Below are 15,531 nucleotides of genomic sequence, written 5' to 3'. Positions count from 1 at the left end.
AAGTCGACCGCCTGCGTCGGGCCGTCACGACTCGAGAAGCGTCCGCCCTGTTAGACGCCGCCGGTATATAAAAAATAGTGAATCAGATACAATCATAATTTCATATCCAGTCACGATACTATGATATTCTTCTTATTTTATTCATTTTAAGGAGAAAGCTTATATAGGAAACGGAGAATTACAGGATCGTATGGCACGCGATCTTGCAGAACCGGATGACGGTGAAAATGGCGGTAAACGGGGCTTTAACGGAGATATTGAAGATAATAACACGTTGCTTGACCGTCGTTCGTACCTGAAGCTTGCGGGTGCGACGACGGTGGCGGCGACCGCAGCGGTCGGTACCGCGAGTGCGAGCGGTGACGATTACGACGTCATCAGAGCGCGCGGACAGACGATTCGGATCGGTAACGAAACGTGGGAGAACAAACTCATCGACGTCACCGGCGGCGGGAGCATCACCATGATCGTCGAAGGCGCGGCCACGATCCGCAACGTCGGCGTCAAGGGGCTCTACCAGGGAAGCAGTTTCATCTTCTCGATCACGAACACCGGCGGGACCGTCACCTTCGAGAACGTCTACATCGGCGACGGCGCGAACAAGAGCGGCGAAAGCTTCGTCCACGGCCCCGGTGCCGTCTTCTACCACCGGAGCGCCAACTGCCGCGTCGAGTTCGAGCGGATGAACGTCCAGGGCTACCCGAACAACGGGTTCTACTGTTCCAACACCGCCCACGGCGGGAGCGTCCACTGGACCGACTGTTACGGGAAGAACAACGGCGTCACCACGTTCCGAACGGGGTCGGGGTCGGACACGCTCGAGAACTGCGTCGCGTACAACGACGACACCGACTACTCGACGAGTTACGGTGGCTGGGGGAACTACTCCGAGAGTCACGGTCGGCCGCTGTGGCACTGGGGCAACCAGACGATGACCGCCACGGATTGCAACTTTGCCGCCGGATCGTACGGCGCCGCGGCGATCACCCACGAGAGCGGCACGATCGTCCTCGACGGCGGGAACATCTCCGGCGGAACGCAAGGAAGCGTCGACACGTCTCGGGCGGGCTCCACCCCCGACCTCTCGGTCCCCGACGGCGTCCCCACCTCGGCCGAAGCGGCCGCGTCGGGTAGCTCGGGCGGCTCGAGCGAACCCCGCGGGGACCACGAGGACCTCCGGCACACCTACGAGTTCGTCGCCGAAGGGGAGGACGAGCCGACCGACTACTACTTCGAGATCGAAAACGGGCCGATCGAGCCCTCGACGTACAACGGCGCGACCGTCGAGGACGACTACATGTGGATCAGCGACGACGGCACGCGAGCCGCGGGCTGCGTCGTCGACGGCCGCCACGCCTGGGAGTTCGACACGAACATCATCGACGCCACCGTCGAGGGGCCGGCCCACGCGGTCGTCAACGACGTCGATTCGAACCTCGACCGATACCCGCTCTCCGGCGCAACCGGCGACGGCTGGAAGGGGAACATGCCGTGGCACGACGAGGAGGACGCCGACGACGAACCCGAAGAGGACGACGAGGACGAACACGAGTTCGAACACACCTACGAGTTCGTCGCCGAAGGCGAAGACGAGCCGACCGACTACTACTTCGAGATCGAAAACGGGCCGATCGAGCCCTCGACGTACAACGGCGCGACGATCGAGGACGACTACATGTGGGTCAGCGACGACGGCACCCGCGCCGCGGGTCGCGTCGTCGACGGCCGCCACGCCTGGGAGTTCGACACGATGCTCGTGGACGTCACGGTCGAGGGGCCGGCCGAACCGATCGTCAACGACCAGCAGTCGTACCTCAGTCGCTATCCGCGGTCCGGTGCAACCGGCGACGACTGGAAGGGCGGCATGCCGTGGCACGATGACGAGGACGGCGGCGACGAACTCGATCGGACGCTGCTGATCGACGGTGTCGGCACCTCGGGCAAGACCAAGTACGAATTCGTCGTCGGCGGCGACGTCGAACCGACGACCGATCAGGCCGCGTCGATCAACGACGACACCGAGATCGACGGCGGACACGTCTCCGGCTCTCTCAAGGGCTGGCGCGACGCGTTCAGCTTCAGCGGCGATCTCGAGTCGATCACGATTCACGGCTCGGCTCGCGTCTCGCTCGACGGCGAGCGGATCGACCCCAGCGAGTACGGCGACGAACTGCCACACATTCTGACGATCGTCAGTAACGGCTCGTCCGCTTCCTACGAAGTGAGCGTCGACGGTCGGATCGAGACGATCGCCTGGGACGCCTCCAGTCGGCACGCGACGGTGGAGTCGGACCGAACGGTGAGCGGCGAGATCGAAACCGGCTACCAGCGCTTCCGCTACGCCGGTTCGATCACCGACCTCTCGTTCGAGGAGGGCTCGGCGTTCGTCTACGCCGACTCCGACCGTATCTCGCCCGACGACTACTGAGACGACACCGGTCCACCCGTTTTCGCGTTTGCAGATTTTCGACGCGTTCGGCTACTCGCGGTGTCGGGACGTTCGTGACTGACACACAACGTATATGTTGCGTGAAAAACAAGTCGGCGTATGGATGCAATAGCGCTCGCCGTGACGGTCGGCTTCGCATTTGCCGTCGTCTACGCAGGGATTCGCCTGTTGTGGGACGAGGATATGCCCAACCTGATCGGATAACGTCGTCTCCGTCTCTCGCTTGACCGCGAGTGTCGGCTGATTCTGAGCGCGCAACCCTGCTACAGCGACCGGCTCACAGCCTGCACGATGTCCGTCGCTCGCTTTACCGCCGCGCCGCTCTCGACGAAGACGAGCGTCCGCGGCGGTTCCGTCGCCTTCGGCCGCACGCGTAACTCGAGGTCGTCGGCCGTCTCGGCTGCGACGTCCTGTCCGGTCTCGAACTCGAGACGCGCCCGCTCCTCGTGGACGAACACCCGGGCGAGCCGCTCGGCCGCGAACTCCACGTCGTACGCACGCGCGCCGTCGGCCGTCGATTCGACGTCGCGATCCGCGTTCGTGACGCGCGTCGACTCGAGCGTGCCGTCCTCGCGGCCGTCGAGTTCGGAGGCGAGCAGTTCGGCGATCCGGCGGCCGTCGGTGATCCGCTCTTCGACCATGCCACTCGCTCGGGCGGCCGGGGATTAACGCCCTTCGGCTTCCGACTCGTCTCGCAACGCCGACCGCGCGACGGGGACCAGGTCGGAGACGTCGATCCCCTCCCGACGGGCGTAGACGACGGCGGCGGTTTCGATCGTCACGCCGAGGTCCCGTTGCAGCGTGTTGATCGCGCCGACGGCCTCGTGTTTCTCCACTCCTTCCGCGACGAGCGCATCGAGGACGCGCTCGAACGCGGAGCGTTCCCTGAGGAGGTCGTCGTCGGGAACGAACTCGTCGGGGACCGTTACCTCGGCGGGGTCGAACGTGACCTCGAGACCGTCGTCGGTCGGCTCGAGAAGTCCCTCGCGCGTCGCGACGTCGATCAGCCGTTTGGACTGGTCGGGGGAGAACCAGTCGCGGTCGAGCGAGAGTGCGACGACGAGTTCGTTTTCCTGCAGCTGCCGGCTCCCGTTCTGAACGAACGGCGCGGCGATCGCGACGCGAAGGCTCATGCACTGTGATGGCCGGAACGACGAGATAACGGTGGCGGTTCCGACCGCTGGACGGGTCGGTTCGAGTCTCACTCGGGGGAGCCGGATCGGTTCGGTCCCCGCTCGAGCGGCGTCGAGGTGTGCGATCCTCGGGGATGGAGATCGGTTGGGTTAGCCCTCAGTCCGAGGCTCGACCGCCGCCGTTGCGGTTGGCTCGAGACGGCGGCGGGAACTCGGTCGCGGTCGGTTCGGGCGTCTCCGGGAGGACGCAGCGGTCGGGTTCCCGATTGACGTGCCGATACTGATCGGGTGCGTTCGCGAGGGGGTGGGCGGGGTTCTGGTCGCTGTCGATGCGCGCGGCCCGGACCTCTCCGAAGCCGTTGAGCCGCGCCTGAATGCCCCGCCAGTGATACCGGGTGGCGGACGGGACGGAGATGGGACGCGGTGCTTTCCCGTCGGGGTGATTCGTCGCGAGAATGGCGCTGTTGACGTTGCTGGCGAGTGCGTCGTGGTCGATGAGGACGCCGACACGGGCGTCTCGTGGCGCACGGGCAGCCAGTACGTCGAGTCCGAGATGCAGCGCTCGATACTCCGCGACGTTGTTGTCGGGCGGCGTATCCGTGGTCGCGACGCGGGCGACACGGGTGCCGTCGCGTGTTTCGATTACGGCGCCCAGTCCACCGCCCGCTTGCCGGAAGGACCCGTCGGTAGCGACGTAGAAGTCACGATGATGGGTCCGTGGCGGGTGGGCGATGTGGGGTGTGGGCGACTCGTCGAACAGGTCCCGCAGTGCGGACCGGCCGTGAGCGGCCATACCCGTACTACGAGTTGAAGGTTTCTTAAACTTATCCCAGAAATCGGTCCGTGCGACAGACCGAGGCGATTTTAATACTTCCCATTCACTGTACAAAATTATACACCAGTGTACGTATCGACGTATATGGCTCCCGAGACACCAGTATTTATAAATAATCTCCTTGTTTGCTATGGGGTATGCAGGGTGCCAATCATTCGCTCGATCGTAGAACGCTTCTCCGGCGTACTGGTGCAGCGACGAGTATCGCCGGTCTCGCGGCCATCGCAGGCTGTATCGACGACTCAGGTAGCGATGGCGACGGCGAGTTCGTCGTCACGCAAGGCGAGTTCGCTTCGACCGTCGATCCGAACGGTCACAACGACTCGCCGACGTACAACGTCCTCGATCAGGTGTACGAGCCGCTGTGGAACATCACGCCCGACGGCGAACTCGAGCCACGGATCGTCGAAGAGTGGGATCATCCGGACGATAACACGATGGAGCTCTCCATCCGCGACGACGTCGTCTTCCACGAGGGCGAGGACATGACCGCGTCCGACATCGCCTACACGATCAACCGGGCCGTCGACGAGGAGGTCGGCATCGTCAGCGAACAGGCCGACCGATACCCCGGCGTCACCGGGGCCGAGGCCGAAGACGAGACGACGGTCCTGATCGAACACGAGTCGGTTCCGTCGATCGTCGAATTCAACGTCGCCACCGTCGCCACCGTCGCCAGCGAGGAGTGGATGGAAGGTCTGGACGAACAACCGGCCAACGAGGAGTTGAACGGCACCGGTCCGTACCAGGTCGAAGAGTACACGCCGGGCGAGGAGATCACGCTCACGACGTTCGACGACTACTGGGGAGAGGTTCCCGATATCGAACAGGTCCGGTTCCGCGGCGCCGATCAGGCGAGCACCCGCGTCTCGGAACTCGAGACCGGCGAGAGCGACCTGATCGTCAACGTTCCGCCGTCCGACGTCGCCACCATCGACGAGACCGACGACGCCGAAATTCGGACGGTCACCAGCCTTCGAAACATCTTCCTGGTCATGCCGAACGACGACGAACCGTTCGACAGCCAGGAGTTCCGGCAGGCGATGAACTACGCCGTCGACGTCGACGCCATCATCAACAACGTGCTCGACGGGTTCGGCGCACCGAGTTCGCAGCCGGTTCCGGAAGGGATCTTCGGCTACAACGACGAACTCGACCCGTACCCCCACGACCCCGACGAGGCTGAAGCGCTCGTCGAGGAAAGCGGCTACGCGGACGTCGAGATCACGCTCGAGTCCCCCGAGGGACGCTACCTCAACGACACCGAGGTCGCGGAGACTGCGGCCCAACAGATCGACGAACTCGACAACGTCTCCTGTGACTTCCAGATCACCGACTTCGAGAGCCTCACCGAGTCGTCGCTCGACGCGGATCCGTCGACGTCTCCCGACTTCTTCCTCATCGGCTGGGGGAACCCGACGTACGACTCGGACTACGGACTGGCTCCGTGGTTCGTCAGCGGACAGGCCGCGTACAACTTCGAGGACGAAGATATCGAGGAGAAAATCCTCGAGAGCCAGCAGACCGCCGAGCCCGACGAACGCGAGGAACTGCTCCAGGAGATCAACGCCGACCTGCACGAGGCGGCACCGTGGGTCTACCTCCACCGCGAGGAGAGCATCTACGGGATCCGATCCGACGTCGACTGGGACCCCCGTGCCGACGAGAGTATCTTCCTGGACGAGATGAGCAGGTAACGATTCGAGGGTACAGTATCGCTACGTCGGGTCGGTGACGTAGCAGTCCAATATTCATTCACTACAGCAGCAAAACGCACACGTATCAGATGTCTACAGGCAAGTTCCTTATTAAACGAATTCTCCAGGGTGTGTTCGTCATCTGGGGCGTCGTCACGGTGACGTTCGGCCTCAGAGCGATCGCCCCGGGTGACCCCGTCGACCTGATCGTCGATCCCTCGACGTCACCCGAACTCCGCGACCGGATCCGCGAAGAGATGGGCTTACACGAACCGATTTACGTTCAGTATCTCGACTACCTCCAGGGAATTCTCGTCGGAGATCTGGGGTTCTCCTATCAGTCGCGTCGCGACGTCTCGGTCATGGTCCTCGAACGCGTTCCGGCGACGCTCGAGTTGGCGGTCGCCGCGACCGTCGTGGCGGTCGTGATCGCGATTCCGCTGGGCGTGGTCAGCGCCACGCGGCGTCACGATCCGGCGGATTACGGCGCGACGACGTTCTCGCTGGTCGGGATCAGTACGCCGAACTTCTGGCTCGGGATCATGTTAATACTGGTGCTGTCGGTACAGTTCGGGCTCTTTCCCGTGAGCCAACGACCGGTCAGTTTCACGGACGCGATAGTCGCGCTGGTGACGACCGGCTACTTCAACGATATTATCACGTGGTTCAAACACGTCACACTCCCGGCGATCACGCTGGGGACGTATTTCACGGCCTTGATCACACGATTGACTCGCAGCGGAATGATCGACGAACTCGGAAAACCGTACGTGACGGCGACCGAGGCGAAGGGATTACCGAACGTTCTAATCCGGTTCAAACACGTGTTGCGTAACACGATGATCCCGATCATCACGGTGCTCGGCCTCCAGCTCGGGACGCTGATCGGCGGTGCGGTCATCACCGAGCAGGTGTTCGACTGGCCCGGGCTCGGAACGAGGCTGATATCGGCACTGTACGCGGGTGATTGGCCCGTTATTCAGGGCATCCTCATCTTCGTCGGCGTCGGGTTCGTCCTCATCAACATCGTCGTCGACGCGCTGTACGCGTCCCTCAACCCGCGGGTGGTCGACGAATGATTTCGGACCGACTCAAATCGAGTCTCAAGCGGGAGTTCGATCGGAGTCTGATGGCGAAAATCGGGCTCTCGATCGCGATCGTCATCATCCTGGTCGCGACGTTCGCACCGATCCTCGCGACGCACAACCCGAGCACGACCGGTCACTTCGACGAAGAGGGAAGCTCCTATCCGCCGATCGGAACCACCTACGAAACCCACACGTGGGAGGAGAGTAACGGCGACCGCGAGCGCGTTCCCCACACGGTCGAATCGACGGGAGAGCACGTCCTCGGAACGAACAACCTCGGACAGGACGTCTACTCGCGGGTGCTTTACGGTGCCCGAACGTCGCTGCTGGTCGGGCTGGTCGGAACCGGACTGGCCGCGGCGGTCGGCGTTCCGTTCGGACTGGTCGCGGGCTACTTCGGCGGCCGGACCGACGACTCCATGATGCGGATCGCCGATATCATGCTGGCGTTCCCGTCGCTCGTGCTCGCGATCGCGTTGATCGGCGTCTTCGGCCGGAGCGTCCAGTACATTCCGGATCCGATCGTGCTGGCGGGGATCGCGGACGGGATGCCCGAGTACGCCGTCCTCCCGGGCACCGTGACGCTCGTCGTCGCGCTCGTCAACTGGGTCTGGTTCGCCCGCGTCGCTCGCGGCGAAGCGCTCTCGATCCGCAACGAGGAGTACGTCAAGGCGGCCAAGAGTCTCGGCGCGAGCAACTGGACGATTCTCCGCAAACACGTCCTTCCGAACAGCCTCACGCCGATCATCGTGCTCGCGACGATTCAGGTCGCGGCGATCATCCTCCTCGAGAGCTCCCTGTCGTACCTCGGTTTCTCGGGGACCACGCTCTCGTGGGGGTACGAGATCAGCCAGGGGCAGGACTACCTGCGCAGCGCCTGGTGGATCTCGACGATTCCCGGCGTCGCGATCGTGCTCGCCGTGATCAGCATCAATCTGCTCGGCGACTGGCTACGGGACGCCCTCGACCCGAACATCGAGGGAGAGGGAGGTGTCTAACGTGACAGACGATATCATTCGCGTCAACGGACTCTCGACTCGATTCTTCACCGAACAGGGGCAGGTAAACGCCGTCGACGACCTCGACTTGCGGATCGAACGCGGCGAGGTCTTCGGCATCGTCGGCGAGAGCGGGAGCGGCAAGAGCGTGACCGCTCGGTCGCTCATGGACCTCGTCGACTCGCCGGGCCGGATCACCGACGGGGAGATCTGGTTCAACGACGCCGAGTTGGCCGAGGCCGTTCGAGACGATCATCCCGATGCGGTCGACGACCAGTTCGTCGACCTCCTCGAGGTTCCCGAACGGACGCGGAGCGCGCTCCGCGGGACCTCCTTCAGCATGATCTTCCAGGATCCCGAGAGCAGTTTTAACCCGAGTCTCACGGTGGGCGAACAGCTCGCGGAGGCGGTCGAGGTCCAGCGACGAGCGAGTGCGAACCCTCGGTCGACGCGGGCACGGACGCAGTCATCCGAGTACTCGTTCGCTTCGTACCTCCTCTCGACGGTGGTCCCGTCCCAGCGATACGTCAGCGACGAGAGTCGCGAACGAGCCGTCGAACTCCTCGAGCTGGTCGGCATTCCCGATCCGGTCGAACGAGCCGACGAGTATCCCCACGAGTACTCGGGCGGGATGCTTCAGCGGGCGATGATCGCCCAGGCGCTGGCGGGCGAGCCCGACGTGCTGGTCGCCGACGAGCCGACCACCGCGCTCGACGTGACCATCCAGGCCCAGATTCTGGACCTGCTCGACGAACTTCAGCGGGAAACCGGCATGACGATCCTCCTGATCACGCACAACCTGGGCGTCATCGCACGGATGTGCGATCGCGTCGGCGTCATGTACGCCGGCGAGATCGTCGAACGCGGCACCCTCGAGGACGTGTTCGACGACCACGTCCACCCCTACACGGACGGATTACTCGGATCGGTTCCCGACCTCGAGGCCGCGGGCGGCCGACTCGAGCCGATTCCGGGGAACGTTCCCAGCCTGCTGGATCACGAGATGGGCGATCGGTGTCACTTCGCGGACCGGTGTCCGAAGGCGATGGAACGCTGTCTCGAGCATCCGCCCGAGTACCCGGCCCAGGGGAGCGACCACCACACGGCTCGGTGCGTCCTCGCCGAGACGGAGTACGACGAAACGGAGGCGCTGCCCGACGGCTACTTCGGCGAGACGGAGCGGCCGGCCGGAGACAAGCACGTCGACTCGGACAGCACCGATGACACGCACCCGGACGATCGGACCGCTCCGCACGCCGAGACCAGCGGAGGTGAGCACCAATGAGTGCCGATCGGCCGCTCGTTCGCGTCGACGACCTCGAGAAGTACTTCTGGGAGAACGACTCCATCCTCGACCGACTGCTGGGCGAAGAGCCCGTCCCCGTTCGCGCCGTCGACAGTGTCAGCTTCGACATCTACGAAGGGGAGACGCTCGGACTGGTCGGCGAATCCGGCTGCGGCAAGTCGACGACGGGGGAGACCCTGTTACGACTGCAGGAGCCGACCGGCGGCGGCGTCGAGTTCGACGGTCACGACGTCTACGAACTGGACGGAACCGAACTCACGGACTTCCGCAGGGAGGCACAGGTCGTCTTTCAAGACCCGTTCTCGAGTCTCGATCCGCGGATGACGATCGGCGAGATCGTCAGACAGCCGCTCGACATTCACGGGGTCGGGACCGGCGACGAGCGCCAGCAGCGGGTTCGCGACCTCCTCGAGCGCGTCGGCCTCTCGGCCGACCAGCTGGATCGATACCCCCACGAGTTCTCCGGCGGGCAGCGCCAGCGGATCGGGATCGCCCGCGCGCTGGCCCTGGAACCGGAGTTCATCGTCCTGGATGAACCGACGTCGGCGCTCGACGTCTCGGTGCAGGCCCAGGTACTGAACCTGCTCGACGACCTGCAAGACGAGTTCGATCTGACCTACCTGCTGATCAGCCACGACCTCTCCGTGATTCGCCACGTCTGCGACCGCGTGGCCGTGATGTACCTCGGGGAGATCGTCGAGATCGGCCCCGTCGACGACCTGTTCAGCGACCCGAAACACCCCTACACGCAGGCGCTACTCGAGAGCGTCCCGCGGGCGTCGACCCAGGAGCGCGAGCGCGAACGAGAGACGCTGGCCGGTGACGTGCCGTCGCCGCGGGATCCACCGAGCGGCTGTCGGTTCCGGACCCGGTGTCCGATGGTGATCCCGCCGGCGGACCTCGAGATCGAACAGGATACGTACCGCGAACTCATGACCGTTCGGCAGCGGATCGAGGACCGAGACATCTCCCTCGAGTCGGTCGGTGACGACGATCAGTTCGAACGCGGTGACGGCGGCATTCCCGCCGCAGACGTTCCCGAGTTCGTCGCGGCGGTGAAGGACCGATTGCTCGACGAGGCCCTGCCGCCGCGTCACGACGAGGTTCTCGAGGAAGCGCTGGCGGAACTGGCCGACGAAGACTGGGACGCCGCCGCCGAACGACTGCGCGAGACGTACGAGAGCGTCTGCGAGCGGGAGCATCCGGGACTCGGGAACGGCGGCCATCCGGTCGCCTGCCACCTTCACGGCGAGGCCAGCGAGCGGACCGGCGAGCCGGATTCCTGGACGTGACGGCTTTCGTGAGTATCGAGCGGTCGAATGGGGAGCGTACACGAATCATTATCTGGTGGTACCAGCCCTTGAAACGGCCGTCGTACCCGAAATTGGCGCCTACGGAGAGACGACCGTCCGGATCGGGGAGCCAATCTGTGTTGGCAGCAGGTGTAATATCACCCGGACTCTTCGTAAGGTATGAACGACGCGAACGCCAGCCGAATGGAAGCTGCCTGTTCTCTCCTCGCCGAGTCCGAGCGTCGGTTCCTGCTCTACCAGTTGGTGGAGCACCGAGACGCGAACCTCGAGGACGTCGTCACCGGGATTGCCGCCTGGGAGGTCGACGTACGCCCGGCGCAGATCGACAAGGAAACCAGACAGCGGGTCTACGTCTCGCTGGTGCACAACCACCTGCCGCGACTCGCCGATTACGACATCATCGAGTACGACCTGCGAAGCGGCGACATCGTACTCGCCGAAGGGTTCGAGGATATCAAGCCGCTGTTAGAGCAGTTCAAGCAGACCGAAGAGGAGCCCGAGATTCGGGAACTCCCACCGCTCTAAGCCGGATCCGAGCTGTTCTAGCGACTCTGCATCACCACCGTTTTCGGCGGCTTACTGACCTCGAGGTCGGCGATTCTTCACGCACTCGAGTCCGGGTCGGCGCTCGCGGTCCAGCGTGCCCCACGGCGAATCGAAACACGTAGGAGCGTACTGGCGAGACGTTCCCTGTGAGCCGATACCGAAACCTCGCACTTTTTTTGGCCCTCGCAGCGATCTGGGGCAGTGCGTTCGTCGCGATCAGTGCAGGCCTCGAGCACTTCCCGCCGGTGTTGTTCGCGGCCCTCCGGTACGACATCGCGGGGGTGTTCATGCTCGCGTACGCGGCCTTCGCCGTCGACGACTGGCATCCACGGGGTCGTAGCGAGTGGCTACTGGTCGCCGCCGGCGCCGTTCTGTTGATCGCGGCCTATCACGCGTTCCTGTTCGTCGGCCAGCAACACACGACCGCGGCCGCAGCGGCGATCGTCGTGAGTCTCTCGCCCGTGCTGACGACGGGGTTCGCACGCGTGTTCGCCCCCTCGGACGCGCTCTCGACCGTCGGCGTCGCCGGCCTGCTCATCGGACTGGTCGGCGTCGCCATCATCGCTCGACCGGACCCCTCGAACGTGCTGACGGCCAACGTCGTCGCGACGCTGCTCGTCTTCTGTGCGGCGGCCGCGTTCGCGCTGGGGAGCGTCCTCACGCGAACCATCGACGCCGCGCTTCCGATCGAGACGATGGAGGCCTGGTCGATGATCGGCGGCGCGATCCTCATGCACCTCGTCAGCCTCGGGCTCGGCGAACCGATCGAGCCGTCGACGTGGACCCACCCCGAAGCGCTCGGCGCGCTCGGCTACCTCGCGATCGTCGCGAGCGCGGTGGGCTTCTTGCTGTACTTCGACCTCCTCGAGCGCCTGGGGGCCGTCGAGATCAACATGGTCTCCTACGTCGCCCCGATCTTCGCCGCGGTCGTCGGCTGGCTCTATCTGGGCGAAGTCATCGACGTGACGACCGTCGTCGGCTTCGGCTTCATCGCGGTCGGCTTCGTCCTCGTCAAGCGTCAGGCCCTGCGCGAGGAGTTCGATCACTTCGAGCAGTGGCGCTCGAGCGAGTGACCGATCCGAACCGACGGGAGACGAGCCTCCGGTCGTTCGACCCTACCGGCGGTGCGCGTGACCCACGTACAGCGCGACGAGGTTCAGCGCGATCAGTCCGCAAAAGAGCAACGCCTCGAGGGCCGTCGACAGCCCGTTCGCGAGCAACGGCACGTAGAAAACCGGCAGCACGATCGCACCCCAGAACCCGGTTACGCGGATCGGTTTCGCGAGAGACGGAGCGACGTCCTCGAGCGCCCACCCGTCGGTCTCCGACCTGCGATCACCGCTATCCCATTCGTCGAACGGCTCACGGTCGCCGCGCTGCTCGTCGTCGGTCGGCTCCGTGTCGGCCGGGTCGCGAGCAGTGGAGGGTTTCGACATTGATCTGAGCGGGTACGTATCACATATCCGATGACCAGCACATATAACGGCGAGACCGTTTGACAACGCTACGTGAGATTCACCGGCGATAGGATCGTCCTGAACGAACACCTTCGGTTTCGGTACGCAGAGCGGCCAATCGGTAGCCGAGGCGGTCCGCGGTACGCCGCGGTGTAAGCTGATTCTCCGGTCTCTAAGATCCGGTTACGGCCACGTCTCACTCGGTAGTTGATCGGCGAGTGACAATAGTCGGTCGAAGGGACATCGGTACCGAACCGCGAACCTGGTGTCGTCGCGTCGAAATCGAGCGACCGCTGGGGTTCTTCGGGAGCGCGTCAGTTCACTGGAAGCCGATGCGGCTGCCGCGACGGCCCGACGGACCCGGTCCGCCCGAGCCGCCGCCCTGGAACTCCTCTTCGATCTGCTCGTAGTACTCGAGGATGTCGTCGGTGATCGTCGGCCGGACGTTTTCCATGGCCTGTCGGAAGTGACGCATCTCGACGATGTCGGCGTCGTGATCCTCGCGCAGGGCCTCGATGGCCGACTCGCGAGCGATCGACTCGAGGTCGCTGCCGACGTAGCCGTCCGTGATCTCGGCGATCTCGCGGAGCGTGACGTCGGCTGCGAGCGGCGTATCCTCCGTGTGGATGTCGAGGATGCGTTCGCGGCCGTCGACGTCGGGTTGGCCGATCATGACCAGCCGGTCGAATCGACCCGAGCGCAGGAGTGCGGGGTCGATCATGTCCGGGCGGTTGGTTGCGCCGATGACCATTACGTTCTCCATCTCCTCGAGGCCGTCGAGTTCGGTGAGGAGTTGGTTGACGACCCGCTCGGAGACGTTCGATCCGGTCTCGCCGCCCCGGCCCGGTGCCAGCGCGTCGAGTTCGTCGAAGAAGATCACCGTCGGCGAGACCTGTCGCGCCTTGCGGAAGGTCTGCCGGATGGCCTTCTCCGATTCGCCGACCCACTTCGAGAGCAGTTGCGGGCCGCGCACCGAGATGAAGTTCGCGTTGGTCTCGTTGGCGACCGCTTTCGCCATCAGCGTCTTCCCGGTGCCGGGCGGCCCGTAGAGCAGGACGCCGGCCGGCGGATCGACCCCCAGCCGGTCGAACCGCTCGGGGTTGTTCAGCGGCCACTCGACGGACTCCTGAACCTGTTCTTTGGCGTCGTGGAGACCGCCGACGTCGTCCCACGAAATCTTCGGTAACTCGACGAGCACCTCGCGCATCGCCGAGGGTTCGACCTCGTTGAGCGCGCCGCGGAAGTCCTCCCGCTTGACGATCATCCGATCGATCAGGCTCGGCGGGATGTCCTCCTCGTCGAGGTCGATCTCCGGTAAGTACCGGCGGAGGGCCTTCATCGCGGCCTCCTTCGTCAGCGACTCGATGTCGGCGCCGACGAAGCCGTGGGTCTCGTCGGCCAGGTGGCCGAGGCTGACGTCGTCCGAGAGGGGCATGCCGCGCGTGTGGATCTGGAGGATCTCCTCGCGACCCACCTCGTCCGGCACGCCGATCTCGATCTCGCGGTCGAATCGGCCGGGCCGGCGCAGCGCCGGGTCGACCGAATCGACGCGGTTGGTCGCCGCGATGACGATGACCTGGCCTCGAGCCTCGAGGCCGTCCATCATCGTCAGCAACTGGGCGACGACGCGGCGTTCGACCTCGCCGGTGACGTCCTCCCGTTTGGGTGCGATCGAGTCGAGTTCGTCGATGAAGATGATCGACGGCGACTCCTCGCTGGCGTCCTCGAAGATCTCCCTGAGTTGCTGTTCGGACTCGCCGTAGTACTTCGAGATGATCTCCGGCCCCGCGATCGAGAAGAAGCTCGCGGAGGTCTCGTTGGCGACCGCTTTCGCGAGCAGCGTCTTCCCGGTACCCGGCGGCCCGTGGAGCAGGACACCCTGTGGCGGCTCGATCCCCAGTTTCTTGAAGATCTGCGGGTGTTTCATCGGGAGTTCGACCATCTCCCGGACGCGCTGGATTTCGCCCTGGAGACCGCCGATGTCCTCGTAGGTGATCCCGCCTCCGGTCTTCTCGAAGCCGCTGATCGGCTCCTCGCGGAGTTCGACGTCGGTATCCTCGGTGATCAGCACGACACCCTCCGGCTCCGTCTCGACGGCGATGAGCGGAATCGCCTGGCCCGGCGACCGCATGAATGGATGATTCGTCGAGGACATGACCGGGACGATGTCGCGGCCGACGACCGGCCGCTTGAGGATCTGGCGTTTCACCATGCCCGCCGCGTCGGAGCCGAACTGAACCGACGCCTCTTCGGGGGGTGCGAGGGTGAGTTTGTCCGCCTTCGTCGCCTCCGCCTTGCGGATCGTCACGCGTTCGCCGATTCCCACGTCGGCGTTCTGGCGGGTGAAGCCGTCGATCCGGACCGTATCCGTGTTCCAGTCCTGCCGGTCGGCGCGCCACACCTTCGCCGCGGTGGTGTCTGCACCTTCGATCTCGATGATGTCGCCCGGACTCAGCTTCAGATGCAACAGCGTGTCCGGGTCGAGTCGGGCGATACCACGACCCGAGTCGTTCGGGTACGCCTTCGCAACCTCCAGTTGAACTTCATTCATGATTCGGGGTAGACGGTGATGTCAATGACTCCGCTTCGTGAGCGGATAGGTTTTTTGCTAGCCTTCACCGCACGGTATGCTAGATGCTACCATTTGTACCTGGGGCTGGAAACTACATAGATGTACCGGCATCGGTTGGTTTTGGTGCTACCGACACC

13 protein-coding genes are annotated in these 15,531 nt (G+C 64.2%); 8 read left to right on the top strand and 5 right to left on the bottom strand.

Annotated elements, in window-relative coordinates:
* The first annotated feature begins 190 nt into the window (after positions 1–190).
* Positions 191–2,428: a hypothetical protein gene (locus ACSFC7_RS17435; protein WP_436344095.1), complete on the top strand. Its 2,238-nt coding sequence runs from the start codon at positions 191–193 to the stop codon at positions 2,426–2,428.
* Positions 2,429–2,712: 284 nt separating this feature from the next.
* Here ACSFC7_RS17435 and ACSFC7_RS17430 read toward each other — a convergent pair whose 3' ends face one another.
* From ACSFC7_RS17430 to ACSFC7_RS17420, 3 genes are all read right to left on the bottom strand, one after another.
* A complete protein-coding gene (locus tag ACSFC7_RS17430; RefSeq protein WP_436344094.1) occupies positions 2,713–3,090 on the bottom strand; it encodes a hypothetical protein in 378 nt (125 codons plus the stop codon).
* A gap of 24 nt (positions 3,091–3,114) precedes the next feature.
* Complete coding sequence (locus ACSFC7_RS17425) at positions 3,115–3,582, bottom strand: DUF2240 family protein (protein WP_436344093.1); 468 nt, start codon at positions 3,580–3,582, stop codon at positions 3,115–3,117.
* Between the two features lie 157 nt (positions 3,583–3,739).
* Positions 3,740–4,375, bottom strand: a complete 636-nt coding sequence (locus tag ACSFC7_RS17420) for a ribonuclease H (protein WP_436344092.1) — start codon at positions 4,373–4,375, stop codon at positions 3,740–3,742.
* Between the two features lie 179 nt (positions 4,376–4,554).
* On the opposite strand from ACSFC7_RS17420, the gene ACSFC7_RS17415 reads away from it, so the two are divergent.
* The 7 genes from ACSFC7_RS17415 (at position 4,555) to ACSFC7_RS17385 (ending at position 12,438) form a co-directional block, all read left to right on the top strand.
* Positions 4,555–6,114, top strand: a complete 1,560-nt coding sequence (locus ACSFC7_RS17415) for an ABC transporter substrate-binding protein (protein WP_436344091.1) — start codon at positions 4,555–4,557, stop codon at positions 6,112–6,114.
* Positions 6,115–6,203: 89 nt separating this feature from the next.
* On the top strand, positions 6,204–7,193 hold the full coding sequence (locus tag ACSFC7_RS17410; protein WP_436344090.1) for an ABC transporter permease: 990 nt from the start codon (positions 6,204–6,206) through the stop codon (positions 7,191–7,193).
* The gene (locus ACSFC7_RS17405) at positions 7,190–8,200 is read left to right on the top strand and encodes an ABC transporter permease (RefSeq protein WP_436344089.1); all 1,011 of its coding nucleotides are present in this window, start codon (positions 7,190–7,192) and stop codon (positions 8,198–8,200) included. The genes ACSFC7_RS17410 and ACSFC7_RS17405 overlap by 4 nt, the downstream gene beginning before the upstream one ends.
* Position 8,201: 1 nt before the next feature.
* Positions 8,202–9,485 carry an ABC transporter ATP-binding protein gene (locus ACSFC7_RS17400; RefSeq protein WP_436344088.1) on the top strand — a complete coding sequence of 428 codons (1,284 nt, stop codon included), beginning with the start codon at positions 8,202–8,204 and terminating at the stop codon, positions 9,483–9,485.
* Positions 9,482–10,798 (top strand): ABC transporter ATP-binding protein, encoded by a 1,317-nt coding sequence (locus ACSFC7_RS17395; RefSeq protein WP_436344087.1) that lies wholly within the window; start codon positions 9,482–9,484, stop codon positions 10,796–10,798. Before ACSFC7_RS17400 ends, ACSFC7_RS17395 begins: the two co-directional genes overlap by 4 nt.
* Positions 10,799–10,978: 180 nt before the next feature.
* The gene (locus ACSFC7_RS17390) at positions 10,979–11,344 is read left to right on the top strand and encodes a DUF7344 domain-containing protein (protein WP_436344086.1); all 366 of its coding nucleotides are present in this window, start codon (positions 10,979–10,981) and stop codon (positions 11,342–11,344) included.
* A gap of 167 nt (positions 11,345–11,511) precedes the next feature.
* Positions 11,512–12,438, top strand: a complete 927-nt coding sequence (locus ACSFC7_RS17385; protein ID WP_436344085.1) for a DMT family transporter — start codon at positions 11,512–11,514, stop codon at positions 12,436–12,438.
* Between the two features lie 42 nt (positions 12,439–12,480).
* Here ACSFC7_RS17385 and ACSFC7_RS17380 read toward each other — a convergent pair whose 3' ends face one another.
* A complete protein-coding gene (locus ACSFC7_RS17380) occupies positions 12,481–12,801 on the bottom strand; it encodes a hypothetical protein (RefSeq protein ID WP_436344084.1) in 321 nt (106 codons plus the stop codon).
* Positions 12,802–13,141: 340 nt separating this feature from the next.
* Positions 13,142–15,373 carry a CDC48 family AAA ATPase gene (locus ACSFC7_RS17375; RefSeq protein ID WP_436344083.1) on the bottom strand — a complete coding sequence of 744 codons (2,232 nt, stop codon included), beginning with the start codon at positions 15,371–15,373 and terminating at the stop codon, positions 13,142–13,144.
* Positions 15,374–15,531 lie beyond the last annotated feature (158 nt).

Origin of the sequence: Natronorubrum halobium (assembly GCF_051351675.1) — an archaeon.
Taxonomy (GTDB): domain Archaea; phylum Halobacteriota; class Halobacteria; order Halobacteriales; family Natrialbaceae; genus Natronorubrum.
This window is presented reverse-complemented; position numbering and strand designations above follow the sequence as displayed.

Coding starts and splice junctions, on each gene's coding strand:
- ACSFC7_RS17375 (WP_436344083.1), bottom strand. CDS start 15,373: ATGAATGAAGTTCAACTGGAGGTTGCGAAGGCGTACCCGAACGACTCG.
- ACSFC7_RS17390 (WP_436344086.1), top strand. CDS start 10,979: ATGAACGACGCGAACGCCAGCCGAATGGAAGCTGCCTGTTCTCTCCTC.
- ACSFC7_RS17405 (WP_436344089.1), top strand. CDS start 7,190: ATGATTTCGGACCGACTCAAATCGAGTCTCAAGCGGGAGTTCGATCGG.
- ACSFC7_RS17380 (WP_436344084.1), bottom strand. CDS start 12,801: ATGTCGAAACCCTCCACTGCTCGCGACCCGGCCGACACGGAGCCGACC.
- ACSFC7_RS17395 (WP_436344087.1), top strand. CDS start 9,482: ATGAGTGCCGATCGGCCGCTCGTTCGCGTCGACGACCTCGAGAAGTAC.
- ACSFC7_RS17435 (WP_436344095.1), top strand. CDS start 191: ATGGCACGCGATCTTGCAGAACCGGATGACGGTGAAAATGGCGGTAAA.
- ACSFC7_RS17425 (WP_436344093.1), bottom strand. CDS start 3,582: ATGAGCCTTCGCGTCGCGATCGCCGCGCCGTTCGTTCAGAACGGGAGC.
- ACSFC7_RS17420 (WP_436344092.1), bottom strand. CDS start 4,375: ATGGCCGCTCACGGCCGGTCCGCACTGCGGGACCTGTTCGACGAGTCG.
- ACSFC7_RS17415 (WP_436344091.1), top strand. CDS start 4,555: ATGCAGGGTGCCAATCATTCGCTCGATCGTAGAACGCTTCTCCGGCGT.
- ACSFC7_RS17430 (WP_436344094.1), bottom strand. CDS start 3,090: ATGGTCGAAGAGCGGATCACCGACGGCCGCCGGATCGCCGAACTGCTC.
- ACSFC7_RS17410 (WP_436344090.1), top strand. CDS start 6,204: ATGTCTACAGGCAAGTTCCTTATTAAACGAATTCTCCAGGGTGTGTTC.